Origin of the sequence: Falsarthrobacter nasiphocae (genome assembly GCF_031456275.1) — a bacterium.
In the GTDB taxonomy this organism is placed as follows: domain Bacteria; phylum Actinomycetota; class Actinomycetes; order Actinomycetales; family Micrococcaceae; genus Falsarthrobacter; species Falsarthrobacter nasiphocae.
This window is the reverse complement of the sequence record NZ_JAVDUI010000001.1, coordinates 1829598-1845185: the sequence shown is the minus strand read 5'-3', so window position 1 is coordinate 1845185 and position 15588 is coordinate 1829598. Positions and strand designations below refer to the sequence as shown.

Annotated in this window: 14 protein-coding genes; 4 read left to right on the top strand and 10 right to left on the bottom strand. The window is 71.9% G+C overall.

Annotated elements, in window-relative coordinates; genetic code table 11:
- The first annotated feature begins 1 nt into the window (after position 1).
- Positions 2 to 1336 (top strand): M1 family metallopeptidase, encoded by a 1335-nt coding sequence (locus tag J2S35_RS08330; protein WP_309852139.1) that lies wholly within the window; start codon positions 2 to 4, stop codon positions 1334 to 1336.
- 221 nt (positions 1337 to 1557) lie between these two features.
- On the opposite strand, the gene J2S35_RS08325 is transcribed toward J2S35_RS08330, so the two are convergent.
- From J2S35_RS08325 to J2S35_RS08305, 5 genes are read right to left on the bottom strand one after another with little or no spacing between them, the layout of a single operon-like run.
- The gene (locus J2S35_RS08325) at positions 1558 to 2850 is read right to left on the bottom strand and encodes a SulP family inorganic anion transporter (protein WP_309852135.1); all 1293 of its coding nucleotides are present in this window, start codon (positions 2848 to 2850) and stop codon (positions 1558 to 1560) included.
- Positions 2851 to 2859: 9 nt separating this feature from the next.
- Positions 2860 to 3444 carry a 4'-phosphopantetheinyl transferase family protein gene (locus J2S35_RS08320; protein ID WP_309852134.1) on the bottom strand — a complete coding sequence of 195 codons (585 nt, stop codon included), beginning with the start codon at positions 3442 to 3444 and terminating at the stop codon, positions 2860 to 2862.
- A gap of 23 nt (positions 3445 to 3467) precedes the next feature.
- Complete coding sequence (gene pheT, locus J2S35_RS08315; RefSeq protein WP_309852132.1) at positions 3468 to 6053, bottom strand: phenylalanine--tRNA ligase subunit beta; 2586 nt, start codon at positions 6051 to 6053, stop codon at positions 3468 to 3470.
- A 3-nt stretch (positions 6054 to 6056) separates the two neighbouring features.
- Positions 6057 to 7124 carry a phenylalanine--tRNA ligase subunit alpha gene (pheS, locus tag J2S35_RS08310; protein ID WP_309852129.1) on the bottom strand — a complete coding sequence of 356 codons (1068 nt, stop codon included), beginning with the start codon at positions 7122 to 7124 and terminating at the stop codon, positions 6057 to 6059.
- 57 nt (positions 7125 to 7181) lie between these two features.
- Positions 7182 to 7712 carry a (deoxy)nucleoside triphosphate pyrophosphohydrolase gene (locus J2S35_RS08305; protein ID WP_309852126.1) on the bottom strand — a complete coding sequence of 177 codons (531 nt, stop codon included), beginning with the start codon at positions 7710 to 7712 and terminating at the stop codon, positions 7182 to 7184.
- Positions 7713 to 7768: 56 nt separating this feature from the next.
- Here J2S35_RS08305 and J2S35_RS08300 point away from each other — a divergent pair, with 56 nt between their 5' ends.
- Positions 7769 to 8989 carry an MFS transporter gene (locus J2S35_RS08300; protein ID WP_309852124.1) on the top strand — a complete coding sequence of 407 codons (1221 nt, stop codon included), beginning with the start codon at positions 7769 to 7771 and terminating at the stop codon, positions 8987 to 8989.
- 93 nt (positions 8990 to 9082) lie between these two features.
- On the top strand, positions 9083 to 10033 hold the full coding sequence (locus J2S35_RS08295) for a DUF808 domain-containing protein (protein ID WP_309852122.1): 951 nt from the start codon (positions 9083 to 9085) through the stop codon (positions 10031 to 10033).
- 32 nt (positions 10034 to 10065) lie between these two features.
- Here J2S35_RS08295 and J2S35_RS08290 read toward each other — a convergent pair whose 3' ends face one another.
- From J2S35_RS08290 to infC, 4 genes are all read right to left on the bottom strand, one after another.
- The gene (locus J2S35_RS08290) at positions 10066 to 10983 is read right to left on the bottom strand and encodes a TrmH family RNA methyltransferase (protein ID WP_309852119.1); all 918 of its coding nucleotides are present in this window, start codon (positions 10981 to 10983) and stop codon (positions 10066 to 10068) included.
- Between the two features lie 160 nt (positions 10984 to 11143).
- Entirely contained in the window at positions 11144 to 11845 is a 702-nt protein-coding gene (gene rplT / locus J2S35_RS08285) for a 50S ribosomal protein L20, sunset domain variant (protein ID WP_309852116.1), read from the bottom strand.
- Between the two features lie 109 nt (positions 11846 to 11954).
- Positions 11955 to 12149: a 50S ribosomal protein L35 gene (gene rpmI, locus J2S35_RS08280; protein ID WP_309852113.1), complete on the bottom strand. Its 195-nt coding sequence runs from the start codon at positions 12147 to 12149 to the stop codon at positions 11955 to 11957.
- A 126-nt stretch (positions 12150 to 12275) separates the two neighbouring features.
- Positions 12276 to 13439, bottom strand: a complete 1164-nt coding sequence (infC, locus tag J2S35_RS08275) for a translation initiation factor IF-3 (protein ID WP_407649788.1) — start codon at positions 13437 to 13439, stop codon at positions 12276 to 12278.
- Between the two features lie 236 nt (positions 13440 to 13675).
- Here infC and J2S35_RS08270 point away from each other — a divergent pair, with 236 nt between their 5' ends.
- On the top strand, positions 13676 to 14041 hold the full coding sequence (locus tag J2S35_RS08270) for a DUF1844 domain-containing protein (RefSeq protein WP_309852110.1): 366 nt from the start codon (positions 13676 to 13678) through the stop codon (positions 14039 to 14041).
- Positions 14042 to 14212: 171 nt separating this feature from the next.
- Here the strand turns inward: J2S35_RS08270 and J2S35_RS08265 are convergent, their stop codons facing one another.
- Entirely contained in the window at positions 14213 to 15532 is a 1320-nt protein-coding gene (locus J2S35_RS08265) for an MFS transporter (RefSeq protein ID WP_309852107.1), read from the bottom strand.
- Positions 15533 to 15588 lie beyond the last annotated feature (56 nt).

Below are 15588 nucleotides of genomic sequence, written 5' to 3'. Positions count from 1 at the left end.
CGTGCAACTGCCCACTCCCCTGGCCCGCGTCCTCTCCCGCCGCGAGGACGACCCCTACCTGCCCGGGGCCGCAGCGGCCGGCATTCTCCCGCGCCACTACGACCTTGACCTCCATGTGCGCCTGTCCAACAACCGGCTGACGGGCACGGCGACGATCACGGGCGAGGCCCAGCGTGACACGGACACGTTCGTCCTCGACCTCGTGGGGCTCCAGGCGAGCAAGGCCACGGTCAACGGCCAGGCGGCGAAGGTCAAGCAGGGTCGCTCCTCCATCACGATCACCGCGCCCCGCACGGTCCCGGAAGGCGAGGAGATCGTCCTCACCGTCAAGTACGACGGCGCCCCCCGCCCACGCCGCGGCCTCTGGGGCGAGGTGGGGTGGGAGGAACTCACGGACGGGGTGCTCGTGGCCGGCCAGCCCAACGGCGCGCCGACGTGGTTCCCGTGCGTTGACCACCCCGCGTACAAGGCCACTTTCGACATCTCGTGCTGGACCGACGCGGGATACCGCGCCATCGCCAACGGCGCGCTGGAGTCCACGGCCCGCAAGGGCTCTCAGCACCGCTGGGTCTACCATGAGGCCTTCCCCACGAGCACCTACCTGGCAGCGCTGCAGATCGGCCGGTACGACGTCGTGGAGCACACGGGGCGCGTGGGCTTCGCCGCCTCGAACGCCCTGACCCGCCGGGCCCGGACGGCGCTCAAGGACCAGGAGGCGATGTTCGCGCTCTTCGAGCGGTGCTTCGGCCCCTACCCGTTCGAGTGCTACACGAGCGTCGTCTGCGAGGAGAGCCTCGAGATCCCCCTCGAGGCCATGGAGATGAGCCTGTTCGGCATCAACCACATGACGGCCGCCTGGGAGAACCAGCGGCTGATCGCGCACGAGATGTCCCACCAGTGGTGGGGGAACTCGGTGACGCTGCGGCAGTGGCGGGACCTGTGGATTCATGAGGGCTTCGCCTGCTACTCCGAGTGGCTGTGGTCCGAGGAGTCAGGGCGCTCGACGGTCGAGGCCGAGGCGCGCCTCGCCTATGCGGGGCTCGCGGCCAAGCCGCAGGACCTCGTCCTCGCTGACCCCGGGGCCGAGGACATGTTCGACGACCGCGTCTACAAGCGCGGCGCCCTCACTGTTCACGCCCTGCGTGTCCGGCTCGGCGACGAGCGCTTCTTCGCGGCGCTGCGGGCGGTGCAGGCGGCCTTCCGTCACGCGGTGGCCTCGACCGACGACGTCCTGGCCGTCCTCATGGAGGCCACGGGCGACGACGAGCTGCGCACAGTCCTGAGCCCGTGGCTCCTCGAGCCCGCGCTGCCCCCGTTCCCCGTGCGGGCGGCCTAGGGACCGCCGCCCCGCCCCCCACACCGGCCCGGCCCCCGACCCGACGGCCCGCTCCACTCACGCTGGCGTCCCCACTCACGATGGCCCCCCAGATTGGCGTCTACCCCCTGCAATGCCGGGGGCAAACACCAAGGACGGGGGCAAACGGCCCTCGCGGAGCGAACGGCGTCCTGCGGGCAAACGGGGTCTGGGGGCAAACGGCGCCCGGGGGACAAACGTGGTCAGGGGGCAAAACGCTCCCCGCGCCGCCCGCGCCGACGCGCCAGCGCCCACCCCAGGGCCGCGCCGACGACGACGCCGGCGGCCAGGTTGTGCGTCGGGACGACGATCGCGACCGTGACGAGCATGACGAGGGTCTCCGTCCAGGGGATCCGACGCAGGCTCGCGGGGGCCACGCTGCCCCAGTCGAAGGTGGTCGCCGAGATGTAGAGCATGACCGCCACGAGCACGGCCATCGGAATGTGGGCCACCACGGGGCTGAGGAGCATGACGAGCCCCAGCAGCCACAGCCCGGCCATGGCAGCCGAGACGCGGGATCGGCCCCCGCCGGTCTTGACGTTCATCATCGTCTGGCCGATCATCGCGCACCCGCCCATCCCGCCGAAGAGGCCCGCCGCGATGTTCGCGATGCCCTGGCCCCTGACCTCTCGCGGCGCGTTCGACTCGGTCTGGGTCAGTGAGTCCACGAGACGCTGCGTCATGAGGCTCTCGACAATGCCCACGAGGGCAATGGCCACGGCGTACGGGGCCACGGCGCCGAGCGCGGCGGCGTCCAGGGGCACATCCGGGAGGCCGGGCAGCGGCAGCGCCGTCGGCATCTTCCCCTTGTCCCCCACCTCCGGGACCTGCCAGCCGAGCGCCCACACGAGGCCCGTGCAGACGACGATCGCCGCGAACGGGGCGGGGACGGCGCGCGTCAGGCGCGGCATGACGATGACGAGGATGAGACCCAGCGCCGCGACCGGGTAGACGGCCCACGGCACGCCGATGACCTCGGGCAGCTGCGCGGCCGCCATGAGAATGGCGAGGGAGTTGACGAACCCTCGCATGACGGCCGGCGAGACGAACCGCATGAGCCGCGAGACGCCCGCGAAGCCGAGCCCAATCTGGATGAGACCGCCCAGAAGCACCGCGGCCACGAGGTACTCCTGCCCGTGCGAGCGCACGAGCGGCGCGGTCACGAGCGCTACGGCCCCCGCCGCGGCGGTGACCATGGCCGGCCGGCCGCCGACCACTGCGCTCGTGATGGCCATGATGACGGACGTGAACAGCCCCACGGCAGGGTCCACCCCCGCGAGGATGGAGAACGCGAGCACCTCAGGGATGAGCGCGAGCGAGGTGATGAGGCCGGCCATCGTCTCCGTCCAGAGGAGACGGGGCGAGCGAAGGACCACGCGGACGGACTGGCGCTGCGCCGGGGAGAGCCCGGCGGCGGGCCCGAGATCCGACGCGGACGGGGCGGCCACGGGGCGGGGGCTCGGGCTCCCGCTCGAGTCGGGGTGGGGAATCGTCACCGCTCGAGTTTAGTGCGTGTCAGGCGGCTGCACGAGGGCCGTGTCCAGGGCCTGGGGCTCGATCTCGAGTCCTCGCCCCGTGAGCTTCGCCAGGGCCTCCTTCTGGGTCCACACGCGCAAGCTGGCCGCCTCGGGGTCCGCGCTCGCTGCCACACGCCCGCGTTCGGCCGGCGTCAGGGCGTACTCCCCCCACCCTCGGGGGTGCGGGGCCCCCTTCCTGCCCCGCGCCTCGAGGTCCACACCCACGCGGGCCCACTCGGGCAGCGGCCCTCCCCCGGCGGAGAGGACGACGACGGCCGCGATGGCCAGGCCGCCGCCATCGAGGGAAGCCCGCGCGTACGAGATGCGGGCCAGGTCCCCACCCGCTCGGGACGCAGGGCTCGGCTCGCCGCGGGGATCAAGCTCCAGCCGGGGCTGTCCGTGCGCCACGGAGCCGCAGGCCGGGCAGACGGTGCTCAGCCTGACGGGGCGGCCGAGAACCTCGCTGGCCCACGCCTCAATCTCGCCCCGCCCCGCGCGGCGGCGGTCAAGCCCGGCGCCGGGCAGCAGGAAGGCGGCCCCGTGAAACACGAGGCCGCCAACCTGGGTGCGCACGCGGCGCAGAATCACACCGGCGACTACCGCTGCACCGCACCGAAGCGCTCGGCCGCGACGCGAACGGCCGCGGCGCGGGCCTCGCTCGCCTCGTCGGCCGTGAGCGTCCGGTCCTGGGCGCGGAACCGCATGGCGAACGCGAGGGACTTGTGGCCCTCCTCGACGCCCGGCCCCTCGTACACGTCGAAGAGGTCCACGGACTCGAGCAGCTCGCCCGCGCCCTCGCGGAGGGCGCCTTCGACATCCCCCGCCAGGGCGTCCGCGGCCACAACGAGGGCGACGTCCTGGGTTGTCGCCGGGTGCCCGGACAGCGGGCGTGCCACGACGACGTCCGGCGCGGCTTCGCTCACGGCCTCGACGTCGACCTCGAACACGGCCACGCGGCCAGGCAGGTCGAGGGACGCGGCGACCTTCGGGTGAAGCTCGCCCGCGTAGCCCACGTGGGTGCCGTCCGCGAGCGCCAGGGCGGCGCAGCGGCCCGGGTGGAACGCGTGGTGGTGAGCGCGGCTCGGCACGAGCTGCACGCCGAGGAGGTCGCCGACGAGACGGGCGGCGTCCAGAGCATCCGAGACGTCGACGGGGCGGCGGGCCACGCCTGCCCCCGCGGGGACGTCGTGCCCCACGAAGATCCCGGCGACGTGGAACGGCTGCGGCGGCAGCCCGGCGTCCAGGGCGTCGAGGGTCTGCTCGTCCGGCATCGCGCCGAGGGGCGGGATCTCACTCGTCCCGACCTTCTCGCCGGTGCGCGGCAGGAAGACGAGGCCGCCCTCGTAGAGCGCGAGGTCGCGGAAGCCGCGGGCCAGGTTGCGCTGCGCCACGCCCACGAGGCCAGGCAGGATGGAGCGGCGCATGAGCGAGAACTCGGCGCTGAGCGGGTTCTCGAGGCGGATGGCGGCCGGCGCCGCCCCGTCCCCGGAGGACCCGAAGAGCGCGTTCTGCGCCTCGGAGACGAACGGGTAGCTGAGCACCTCGGTCAGACCGGCGTCGGCAAGCCCCTGGAGGACACGGCGGCGATGCAGCTGGGCCTTCGTCAGGCCGCGCCCGGGAGGCGCCACGGGGAGCGTCGAGGGCAGGTCCTCGAACCCGCCGAGGCGGACGATCTCCTCGATGAGGTCCTCGGGCGTGGCCAGGTCGTGCCGCCAGGACGGCGGCGTGACGAGGAGGGCGTCGCTGTCTCTGCGGACGGCGCAGCCGAGCGCCTCGAGGTAGCCGATCTGCTGCTCGGCCGTGTATTCCAGGCCGATCCGCCGGGACGCGGCCTCGAGCCCCAGGCGGACCTCGGGGCGTGCCGCGGAGGCCGGCGTGGCGCCAGCCGCCGTCGTCGGACCCTCGGCCGTGACGACGAGGTCCGTGCCCTGGCCCGTGTCCCGGGCGCCGGCGAGCTCCACGAGAAGGTCGACGACGCGCTGCGCCGCGACGGGCGCGAGCAGTGGGTCCACGCCGCGCTCGAAGCGCTTTGCGGCCTCGGATGAGAGCTTGTGCGCACGCCGGGAGCGGGCCACGGAGACGCGGTCGAAGTGCGCGGCCTCGACGAGGATGCGCGTGGTTTCGGAGGAGACCTCGCTCGCGGCCCCGCCCATGACGCCGGCGATGCCGAGGGGGCCGGAGTCGTCGGCCACGACGAGGTCGCCGGCCGAGAGGGTCCGCTCCTTCTCGTCGAGGGTCGTCAGGCGCTCGCCCTCGGTGGCGCGGCGCACGGTGATGCCCCCGTCGATCCGGTCAGCGTCGTAGCAGTGGTTCGGCTGCCCGAGTTCGAGCATGACGTAGTTGGAGATGTCCACGGCGATGGAGATGGAGCGCATGCCAGCCAGGCGCAGGCGGCGCGCCATCCACACGGGCGTCGGGGCCGTGGGGTCGACGCCCTCGACGACGCGGGCCACGAAGCGGTCGCAGCCCGGCACCCCGTAGACCGGCGCGTCGTCGCGCACCGTCACCGGGTACGAGCCGTCGAGGGGGGCGGGCGTGACGGCGTCCGCGGGGTCCTTCGCCTCGGTGCCCGTGGCGAGGGCGTACTCGCGAGCCACTCCGCGCAGGGAGAACGCGTAGCCGCGGTCCGGCGTCACGTTGATCTCCGCCGCTTCCTCGGCGAGGCCGAAGAGCTCGAACACGTCCGTGCCGACCTCCGGGTCAAGGCCCATGCGGCCGAGCACGATGATGCCGTCGTGGTCCTCGCCGAGCCCCAGCTCGCGCGCCGAGGCGATCATGCCTGCGGAGACGTGCCCGTAGGTCTTGCGGGGGCTGATGCGGAAGTCGCCGGGCAGCACGGCGCCCGGCAGGGTCACGATGACCTTGTCCCCCGGCGCGAAGTTGTGCGCGCCGCAGACGATCCCCTGCACGCCGGAGGGGTCAATCCCCTCGCCCTCCAGCGCGGGCTGCCCCTCCGGGGCAACGCGCACCTGGCACCAGTTGATCGTCTTTCCGTTCTTCTGCGGCTCGGGCTCCATGGAGAGCACTTGGCCGACGACGATGGGGCCGCGGAGCTCAGCCCCGGGGCGATGCACGGCCTCCTCCTCGAAACCGACGGTGACGAGCTCGGCCAAGACCTGTTCGGCGGTGGCGTCTGCGGGCAGCGCGGTGAACTCGCGCAGCCAGTCAAGTGGAAGTCGCATGTCCTAGATCTCCATCCCGAAGTGCTGGCTGAAACGAATGTCGCCCTCGATCATGTCCCGCATGTCCGGGACCTCGTTGCGGAACATGAGGGTGCGCTCCACGCCCATGCCGAACGCGAAGCCCTGGTACTCCTCCGGGTCGATGCCCGCGGCGCGCAGCACGTTGGGGTTGACCATGCCGCAGCCGCCCCACTCGATCCAGCGGGGGCCGCCCTTGGCCCCGGGGTGCCAGACGTCGAGCTCCGCGCTCGGCTCGGTGAAGGGGAAATAGTTGGTGCGCAGGCGGATCTTGGCCTCGGCCCCGAACATCTGCCGGGCGAAGTGCTCCAGCGTGCCCTTGAGGTCCGCCATCGTCAGCCCGCGGTCCACCGCGAGGCCCTCGAACTGGTGGAAGACGGGGGTGTGGGTCGCGTCCAGCTCGTCCGTCCGGTACACGCGCCCCGGGCACAGCACGTACGCGGGGAGGTCCCGCTCGAGGAGCGCACGGACCTGCACGGGCGAGGTGTGAGTGCGCAGGACGACGTGGGAGTCGGCGGGCTCAACGAAGAAGGTGTCCTGCATTTCCCGCGCCGGGTGGTCCGGCGGGAAGTTGAGGGCGTCGAAGTTGAACCACTCCGACTCGACCTCGGGCCCTTCGGCGATCTCCCAGCCCATCGCGACGAACGCGTCAGAGACCTGCTCCTGGAGGACGCTGAGGGGGTGGCGCGCGCCGGCCTTGCGGCGGACGGGCAGGGCCGTGACGTCCACGGCCTCCTCCACGAGGATGCGGGCGTCACGCTCCTCCTCGAGCACGACCTGCCGCTCGGCGAGCGCGCGGGCGATCCGGCCGCGGGCGGGGCCGAGGATCTTGCCTGCGGCGGCCTTCTCAGACTTGTCGAGGCTGCCGATCTGGCGGTTGGAGAGGGCCAGCGGGGAGCGGTCGCCCGTGTGGGCGATCTTCACGTCCTTGAGCGCGGCCAGGTCGGCGGCACCGGCGATGTCCGCGAGTGCGGCCTCGACGGCCTGGCCGACGGCGGCCTCGTCCGTGGGGTGTGGAACCGCGGGATCCCCCGGGCTCGCAGGCTCAGTCATGGGTTTCGTCCTCCGTCGTGGGGGTCGTGCATCGGTCACAATCGTCTTCGGTCGAGTCTATCGCCCAGGCCCGCGCGCGGTCTGGCGGGCCCAGAGGGCGAGCAGTCGCTCGACGATCGGCACGTCCGCCGGGATCCACGGCACCTCCAGGGCGGCGGGGTCGAGTGGCAGCCATGCGCCGTCGTCGTGCGCATCCGTCAGGCGAGGCTCCCCGGTGAGGAGAGAGGCCCGGAAGACGCGCATCCGCAGGCCGTTCGCCAGCGTCCACCCCGCCCAGTCACCGGCCGCACCCTGCGGGCCGTCTGCCCGCTCCGCGCTGCCTGCGCCGGACGCGGCGCCGGGCCCAGCGTCGGGGCCCGGCCGGACCTCGTCATGGACCGCGATCTCGACGCCCAGCTCCTCCCGGCATTCGCGCCGCAGGGCCGTGTGAGCGTCCTCACCCGGCTCGCATTTTCCCCCAGGGAATTCCCAGAGACCAGCTAGCGTTGGGGGATACGTGCGTCGCGCCGCAAAGAACGCTCCCTCGCGGACCAGCGCAGCCGCGACGATGAGCGGGCCGCCCTGGCCGGCCGGTAGGACGTCAGTCATGCACTCCAGGCTAGTACGGCCCGCGAACCACCCAAGCGAGAGTGAGAACCACGCGAATGACCCGCACCGCTCAGGCCCCCGGCCCGGCAGCCTCGCCCGCCTCCCTGTCTCGCCGCACCCAGATCGCCATCGCGGCGCTCGCCGTCGGCGGATTCGGCATCGGCGCCACCGAGTTCACGATCATGGGCCTCCTCGACCCGATGGTGCGCGACCTCGGCATCACCATCCCCGAGGGCGGCCACGTCATCAGCGCGTACGCCCTTGGTGTCGTCATCGGCGCGCCCACGCTCGCGGCGCTCGGCTCGCGGCTGCCCCGGAAGACGCTCGCGCTCGGCCTCCTGACGTGGTTCACCCTCGCGAACGCCTCCTCGTTCTGGGCGGCGGACTACTCCTGGCTGCTCGTCACCCGCTTCCTCTCGGGGCTGCCTCACGGGGCGTACTTCGGCGTCGCCGCCGTCATCGCCGGGTCCCTCGTGCCCGTGACCCGCCGCGGCTGGGCCATGTCCATGGTCCTCATGGGACTGTCGGTCGCGAACGTCATCGGCGTCCCCCTCATCACCTGGCTCGGGCAGACCGCCGGATGGCGCACGATGTTCCTCGCGGTCGCCGTCATCGGCATGGCCGCCCTCCTCGCCGTGACGCTCACGGTGCCCCACGAGCCCGCACCGGAGGGCGCGAGCATGCGCGGCGAGCTGCGCGGCCTCAAGCACCCGCAGCTGTGGCTCGCGCTCGGCATCGGCACGGTCGGGTTCGGCGGCTTCTTCGCCGTCTACTCGTACATCTCCCCCACGCTCCTCACCGTCACCGGCATCCCCGAGGCCACCCTGCCCTTCGCCGTGGGCGTCTACGGGGTGGGCATGGTCGTCGGCAACTGGTTCGCGGGCATCCTCGCCGACAAGTCCGTCATGGGCACGATCTTCGGCGCCTGCATCGGCATCATGGCCCTCGAGGCGGGCTTCGCGCTCTTGTCCCCGTGGGCGGTGCCCGCGTTCATCCTCATCTTCCTCATCGGCGCCTCGGGCTCCTTCCTCGTGGCACCCCTCCAGAAGCGCCTCGTCGACGTCGCCCCGGACGCCCCGTCCCTTGCCGCGTCCCTCAACCATTCCGCGCTCAACATGGCGAACTCGCTCGGCGCGTTCCTCGGCGGCGCCGTCATCGCCGCAGGCTTCGGCCTGCAGGCGCCGGCCTGGGTGGGCGTGGGGCTTGCGTTCCTCGGCCTCCTCCTGGCCCTCGTCTCCCACGCGCTGGACCGCCGCAGCATCGCCCGCTCGCACTGACCCGCCGGGCCTCAGCCGCCGGGCCTCAGCCGCCGCACCCGGTAGGCTTTCTCCACGGGCACCCCGCCCGTTCCCCCACAACGGAAGAGACTCATGAGCGCCGGACTCGCAGCCCTCCTCGACGACATCGCCGCCCTCGCGAAGCTGGCCGCCGCCAGCGTGGACGACGTCGGCGCGGCAGCCGGGCGGGCCAGCGCGAAGGCCGCGGGCGTCGTCGTCGACGACACCGCCGTCACGCCCCGGTACGTCCAGGGCGTTGACCCCAAGCGCGAGCTGCCGATCATCTGGCGCATCACCAAGGGCTCGCTCGTCAACAAGATCCTCATCATCCTGCCGCTCGCCCTGCTGCTCAGCCAGTTCGCGCCGTGGCTCCTCACGCCGATCCTCATGCTCGGCGGCACGTACCTCTGCTTCGAGGGCGCGGAGAAGCTCTGGGAGATCGTCAGCGGGCACCACGAGGCCGAGGCCCCCACGTCCGAGCGCGGCAAGGACGCCGAGGATCGGGTCGTCAAGGGCGCGGTGCGCACCGACTTCATCCTCTCCGCCGAGATCATGGTCATCTCGCTCAACGAGGTCGCCCACGAGCCCCTCCTCGCGCGCACGCTCATCCTGCTCGTTGTGGCCATCGGCATCACGGCGCTCGTCTACGGCGTCGTGGGCCTCATCGTCAAGATGGACGACATCGGCCTCGCCCTGTCCCGCCGCAAGAGCGCGGGCTCGCAGCGCTTCGGGCGCGGCCTTGTCAAGGCCATGCCGCACGTCCTCAAGGTCATCTCCACCGTGGGCATCTTCGCGATGCTCTGGGTCGGCGGCCACATCATCCTCGTCGGCATGGACTCCCTCGGATTCCACGCGCCGTACGGGTTCGTGCACCACCTCGCCGAGATGGTTCACGGGGTGGCGGGCGTGGGCGCCTTCCTCGCCTGGCTCGTCGAGACGGCCTTCGCCCTCGTCTTGGGCGTCATCTGGGGCGCGGTGATCGTCGCCATCATGCATGTGCTCCCCTTCGGCAAGAAGCACGACGACGGGGCCGCCGCCCACTAGCGCCGCCGGCGCGGGGCCGCCGTCCGCGCCGACTACGCCCGGCGCTGGGCCCGCGCGGACGCGTAGAGGCACAGGGTCGCGGCCGTGCCCACGTTGAGGCTCTCCGCCTGCCCGTACAGCGGCACCCTGACCCTGGCGTCCGCGTACTGCTCCTCCTCCACGGTGAGGCCCTGGGCCTCGTTGCCGAAGAGCCACGCCCCGCGCCGCTCCAGCAGCGACGTCCCCCGGCGCGCGTGGGCCTCGTCCTGGAGCTCGTCGAGATCCGTCTCCCCGTAGCCGTCCGCCGCGAGGAGGGTCAGCCCGGAGGCCCGCAGGCGCTCGAGCGCATCCTCCCCCGCCACGGAGAAGGGCACGTGGAAGAGGCTGCCGGCCGTCGAGCGCACAACCTTGGGGTTGTACGGGTCAACGGTGCCGGGCAGGAAGACGACTCCCCCCGCCCCAGCCGCGTCCGCGGCCCGCAGGATCGTGCCCGCATTGCCGGGGTCCTGGACGCGCGCCAGAACGGCCACGCACGACGGCTGGGCCTCCAGCAGGGCCTCGAGGGGCACGTCAAGCATCCGCCCCACGGCGACCATCCCCTGCGGGCTCGTCGTATCCGCCATGGCCTGAATGACGCTCGGCTCGGCCAGCCTGACCGGCACCCCCGCCACCGAGGCCAGTTCCGCAATGTCACCGTGGCGCTCCAGCGCCGGGACCGTCGCGAAGAGCTCGGTCACGCCCCGCAGACCGGCGTCGTCGGCCCCTCTCCCGCGCCCCGCCGCAGGCGAGGCCGCCCCGGAGGCCACGCCACCCGCACGGCCGGCCACCCGGCGCGACTCGCGACCGAGCGCCTCCCGGACGCACTGCGGCCCCTCGATGAGGAACAGGCCCTCCTTGGCCCGCTGGGAGCGGGTGCGCAGGCGCGCAATGCCCCGAATGCGGTCAGCGTTGGGGTTGCTCAGAAGATCCACGGGAGGGGTCCTTTCTCAGGCGTAGGGCTCGAGGGCCGGTGGGTGAAGGCGCGCCCCGCCGGGGGGCGCAGCCCGCCCGCACGGCGACGCACAAACGCGCGTGGGCGCCGGTGTCTCCACCGACGCCCACGCGCGCATGAAAAGCGTTCAGACGCTGAAATCAGCCCTGGAACTTCTGGCGAGACTCGCCACCGGCGGGCGCGAACCCGGCGGCCTTGGCGGACTCGACAGAGTTGAACCAGAACTCAGCCTCCGTCTGCTCGTACCAGGTGGAACCCGGCACGTGGTACTTGCCGGACTGGCGGTTGCCCTTGATGACATAGCCAGCCGGGGGCTCCTCGCCCGGGACGGCCTTGACGCCCTCGGACGCGGCCTCGGTGGACGCCTCAGCGGCGGCGGGGGCCTCAGCGGCGGGAGCCTCGGCGACCTTCGCGGCCTTCGGAGCCTTGACGGCCTTCGGCGCCTTCACGGCCGTGGAGCCCTCGGAGCGCTTGGCGTTGACATCGGCCGGGAGGGCCTCCTTCGCCAGCTTGACGAGGCCGGCGAACGCGTTGGCGTCCGAGACGGCGAGCTCGGCGAGCATGCGGCGGTCAACCTGGATCTCAGCGGCCTTGAGGCCCTGGATGAGGCGGTTGTAGGTCATGCCGTTGACGCGGGCCGCAGCGTTGATGCGCTGGATCCAGAGGCGGCGGAAGTCGCCCTTGCGCTTGCGGCGGTCGCCGTAGCTGTAGACGAACGAGTGGAGCAGCTGCTCCTTCGCCTTGCGGTAGAGGCGCGAGCGCTGCCCGCGGTAGCCGGACGCGCGGTCGAGGATGACCCGGCGCTTCTTGTGGGCGTTGACTGCCCGCTTCACACGTGCCACGTGTGTACTCCTTCGAATCTGTCAGGGGCCTGCCCGGTGGGCGGCTCGTCCTGGAGGCGGTACCGTGCGCTGAACGCGCCACGGCGTGCTGGTTACGGTGGTGTGAGCCTTAGAGGCCGAGCATGCGGCGGATGGTCTTGCGATCCGCCGGAGCCACGATCTTGTCCGAGCCGAGACGGCGCGTCAGGCTGGAGGGCTTGTGCTCAAGGTAGTGGCGGCGGTTGGCCTGCTGGCGCTTGAGCTTTCCGGAACCAGTGAGCTTGAAGCGCTTCTTGGCACCGCTGTGAGTCTTGAACTTCGGCATGTCTGCCGTTCTCCTTACGTGTTCCCAACCACGGACGCGCCGCGGCGGGGGCTGATCAGCATGCGCGCCCCGTCACCGGGGGCGCCTGCTCTTGGCAATGGAACGCTCGTGGCTCTCCGAAGAGGGCTACGAGGACGCGGGACGACCTGCCCCGGGCTTCGGCTGCCCCATGGGCTTGGGGACCGGTGCCGGCTTGGGCGTGGCCGCAGGCTTGGGCGCGCCTGCTGGGCGGGGCGCCGGGGTGGCCGGCTTTCCCGTTCCAGCGGACGAGTCTGATGCGGGCTTCGGCGCGGCTGCCGGCCGGGCGACCGGCGGCTTGGCCGACGGAGTCCGCGCGGGGGCGGGGCGTCGCTCGCCTGCCGCGGCAGGCGGAGTGCGGCGTGCCTCTCCCGAGGGAGCGGACGACGACGGGCGGCGCTCGCCTGAACCCGAGGCGGGGCGTCCTCCGGACGCGGACCTCGGCGCGGAAGAACGGGCCGGCGCCTTCGAGGACGGAGCCTTGGAGGCGGGTCGCGAGGCGGCTGCCCGCTCCGCTGCCGCCTTCGCGTCTGCGGCCTTCTGGGCCTCAGTGCGAATGCCGAACTGAGGCGTCGACGGGGCTTCCGGCGCGGGGGCCTGATCCGTACCCGCCGCCTGCGAGGCCATCTGCTTCAGGCCCTCCGGCATCGCGTCCGCAAGGGACTGGCCGCTCGAGGGGACCTTCTGCGTGTCCACGCGCTCCATGCGGGATGAGCGCTGCTGGCGGCGAGTCGGCGCGCCGGGCTCCTCAGGGGCCTGGCTGCGGCGGGCCGCAGCCTTGGCCTCGGCCTTGTTCTTGAGCGGACCCACGACCATGACCATGTTGCGGCCATCAATGCGCGGGGCAGACTCGACGGCGCCGAACTCCGCGACGTCCGCAGCGAACTTCTCGAGCAGGCGGATGCCGAGCTCGGGACGCTGCTGCTCACGGCCACGGAACTGGATCATGGCCTTGACCTTGTCGCCAGCCTCGAGGAAGCGGCGAGCGTGGCCCGTCTTCGTGTCGTAGTCGTGGGAGTCGATCTTAAGGCGGAAGCGCACTTCTTTCAGGACCGTGTTGGTCTGGTTCTTCCGCGACTCGCGGGCCTTGACCGCTGCCTCGTACTTGAACTTGCCATAGTCCATGAGCTTGCACACCGGCGGCTTTGCCTGGGGTGCAACCTCGACGAGATCGAGGTCCGCCTCGGCTGCAAGCCGGAGGGCGTCCTCGATGCGCACGACGCCGACCTGCTCTCCGTTGGGTCCGACGAGTCGGACCTCCGGGACGCGGATCCGATCATTAATGCGTGTCTCGCTGATGTGAGTTGCTCCTTGACTGAGAAAACTGGGACTGCACGCGAAAAGACCTCCGCGGGCAGGTGCTCAGCGGAGGTCTCAACAATCATGCCCACCGGTCTGCGCACCGTCTCTGCCGATGCGCCCCGTCAGGGCATGTACCCGATGATCCAACGCTGCTCGCGGTCACCTAGGTGGGAGAATCTCCACTTCGCTTAGATAATGTTATCACCATGACACAGGAATCCGTGAACCACGAGTCCAACAGCCACGAGCAGGCTGCCCGCGACATCGCCGAGGTACCCGCCGTTGAGCTCATCAACACTGCGGCCGTCCACTTGCTCAGCGCGGCCGCCGTCAAGTGCGGACTCGCCGCCGGCCCGGACGCCGAGGAGCTCAAGGATCTTGACGAGGCCCGCAAGCTCATCACCGCCCTCGCGGGACTCGTGACCGCCGCCGCCCCCGAGATCGGCAGCCAGCACGCGGCCCCGCTGCGAGACGGCCTGCGCTCCGTGCAGCTCGCCTTCCGCGAGGCCTCGACCATCCCGGACGCGCCCGGGCAGGGCCCCGGCGAGAAGTTCACAGGCCCCGTCAACTAGTCCCGCTGGGCCCCGGTCTCATCACGAGGCCGGGGCCCGCTCTCTTTCCCCGCCGAACGGCGGCACCATTCGGCGAACCCTTCACCCCCTGGGGCTTTCTCCCGCTTGACGACGCCCCATTCACCATGTCGCGCCGCCACGCATGACGCGGATCGACAAGCCTCCTACGCCCTACGCCCCGCGCGTCAGAACGGTGCGTCGCCGCTGGCGGGCAAGCAGGCCCGCACCGCCGACGACGAGCCCGACGACGCCCGTGACCACGTACGCGCCGGCGGGGTGGCCAGCGTCGATGACGAGGCCCACGAGCGGCGAGCCCGCGGCCGTGCCGATCGTCATGGCCGAGCCGTACCAGCCCATGGCCTCACCCCTGACCTCCTCCGAGACGAGGGAGCTGAGACGCTCGCTCGCCGAGGAGAGGGTTGGCGCACAGAACAGCCCCGTGGGAATGGACCACCAGGCGAGCTCCCACGGGGTCCGTGCGAGCAGCATCGGGATGGCCGTGACGCCCATGAGAGCCAGGAGAATCATCGGGGAGATGGGCCGCTCCACTACGGCGTAGACAAGCCCGCCGATCACCGACGCGCCGCACCAGAAGACGAACACGAGGCCGAGCGCCTCCGCCTCCCCCACGGCGCGGAGGTTGGCGATGATGGAGACCTCCGTGCCGATGAGGACGAAGCCGCTCGCGGCCGCGGTGATGAGCGTCGCCACGACGGGCAGGGTCAGCCATGGCACGTGCCGGTCCCTGCGCTGCCGCAGCCGCTCCCGCATCCTCCGGCGGGCGATCCGCTGGCCGGCGGACTCGATGTCGCCGGCGACCTGCCCCAGGTTGGCCGGGGCGGCCGCCACCGCGGACTTCACGGAGTACTCGAGGTCGGCGTCGAGATCGGCGTCCGGACGCCTCGCCGCGGAGGATCGCGTGGGCGGGTTGAGGATCATCAGCCAGATGCCGGCGAGTGCGGCCGACCAGCCCACGGCCATGAGGCCGAAGGTCGTGGACAAGGATGCGGCGATGGCCACTGCAGCGGCGGGCCCGATCATGAAGACGATCTCCGTGCCCATGGAGTCCACCGTGTACGTCGTGCGCCGCAGCTGGCCCGTGGTCTGCACGCCGAGGGACTGGCGCACGAGCGAGAACACGGGCAGGCTCAGCATGCCGCCCAGGAACGCGAGCGGCACGAGTCCCCACAGGGGCACGTGCGCCGCGGCCGTCCAGATGAGCATCTCCGCCACGATGGACGGGATGAGCGCCCGCCGCAGCCCCACTTGGTCGATTCGCCGCCCGCGCCACGGCCCGCCCACGGCGATGCCGATGGTCACGGCGGCGGCGACAATGCCCGACTGCGCATACCCGAGTCCCAGCGTGTCCACGACGTGCAGGGTCAGCAGGATGCCCGCAGCAGCGTGCGGCAGGCGCGCGATCATGCCGACGGTGATCAGCTGAACGAGGGGCGGCCTCGCCAGGACCTCGCGGAAAGGACCAAGGTTCACGTACAGGCTCCAGGACGGCGTGCGCGGCTCAAGCGCGCGGTGGCTAGGGGTTCGAG

What these genes read in the sequence shown, in the direction of transcription:
- rpmI (WP_309852113.1), bottom strand. Translation starts at nt 12,149, where the DNA reads ATGCCGAAGTTCAAGACTCACAGCGGTGCCAAGAAGCGCTTCAAGCTC.
- J2S35_RS08300 (WP_309852124.1), top strand. Translation starts at nt 7,769, where the DNA reads ATGACCCGCACCGCTCAGGCCCCCGGCCCGGCAGCCTCGCCCGCCTCC.
- J2S35_RS08305 (WP_309852126.1), bottom strand. Translation starts at nt 7,712, where the DNA reads ATGACTGACGTCCTACCGGCCGGCCAGGGCGGCCCGCTCATCGTCGCG.
- J2S35_RS08270 (WP_309852110.1), top strand. Translation starts at nt 13,676, where the DNA reads ATGACACAGGAATCCGTGAACCACGAGTCCAACAGCCACGAGCAGGCT.
- pheS (WP_309852129.1), bottom strand. Translation starts at nt 7,124, where the DNA reads ATGACTGAGCCTGCGAGCCCGGGGGATCCCGCGGTTCCACACCCCACG.
- J2S35_RS08295 (WP_309852122.1), top strand. Translation starts at nt 9,083, where the DNA reads ATGAGCGCCGGACTCGCAGCCCTCCTCGACGACATCGCCGCCCTCGCG.
- pheT (WP_309852132.1), bottom strand. Translation starts at nt 6,053, where the DNA reads ATGCGACTTCCACTTGACTGGCTGCGCGAGTTCACCGCGCTGCCCGCA.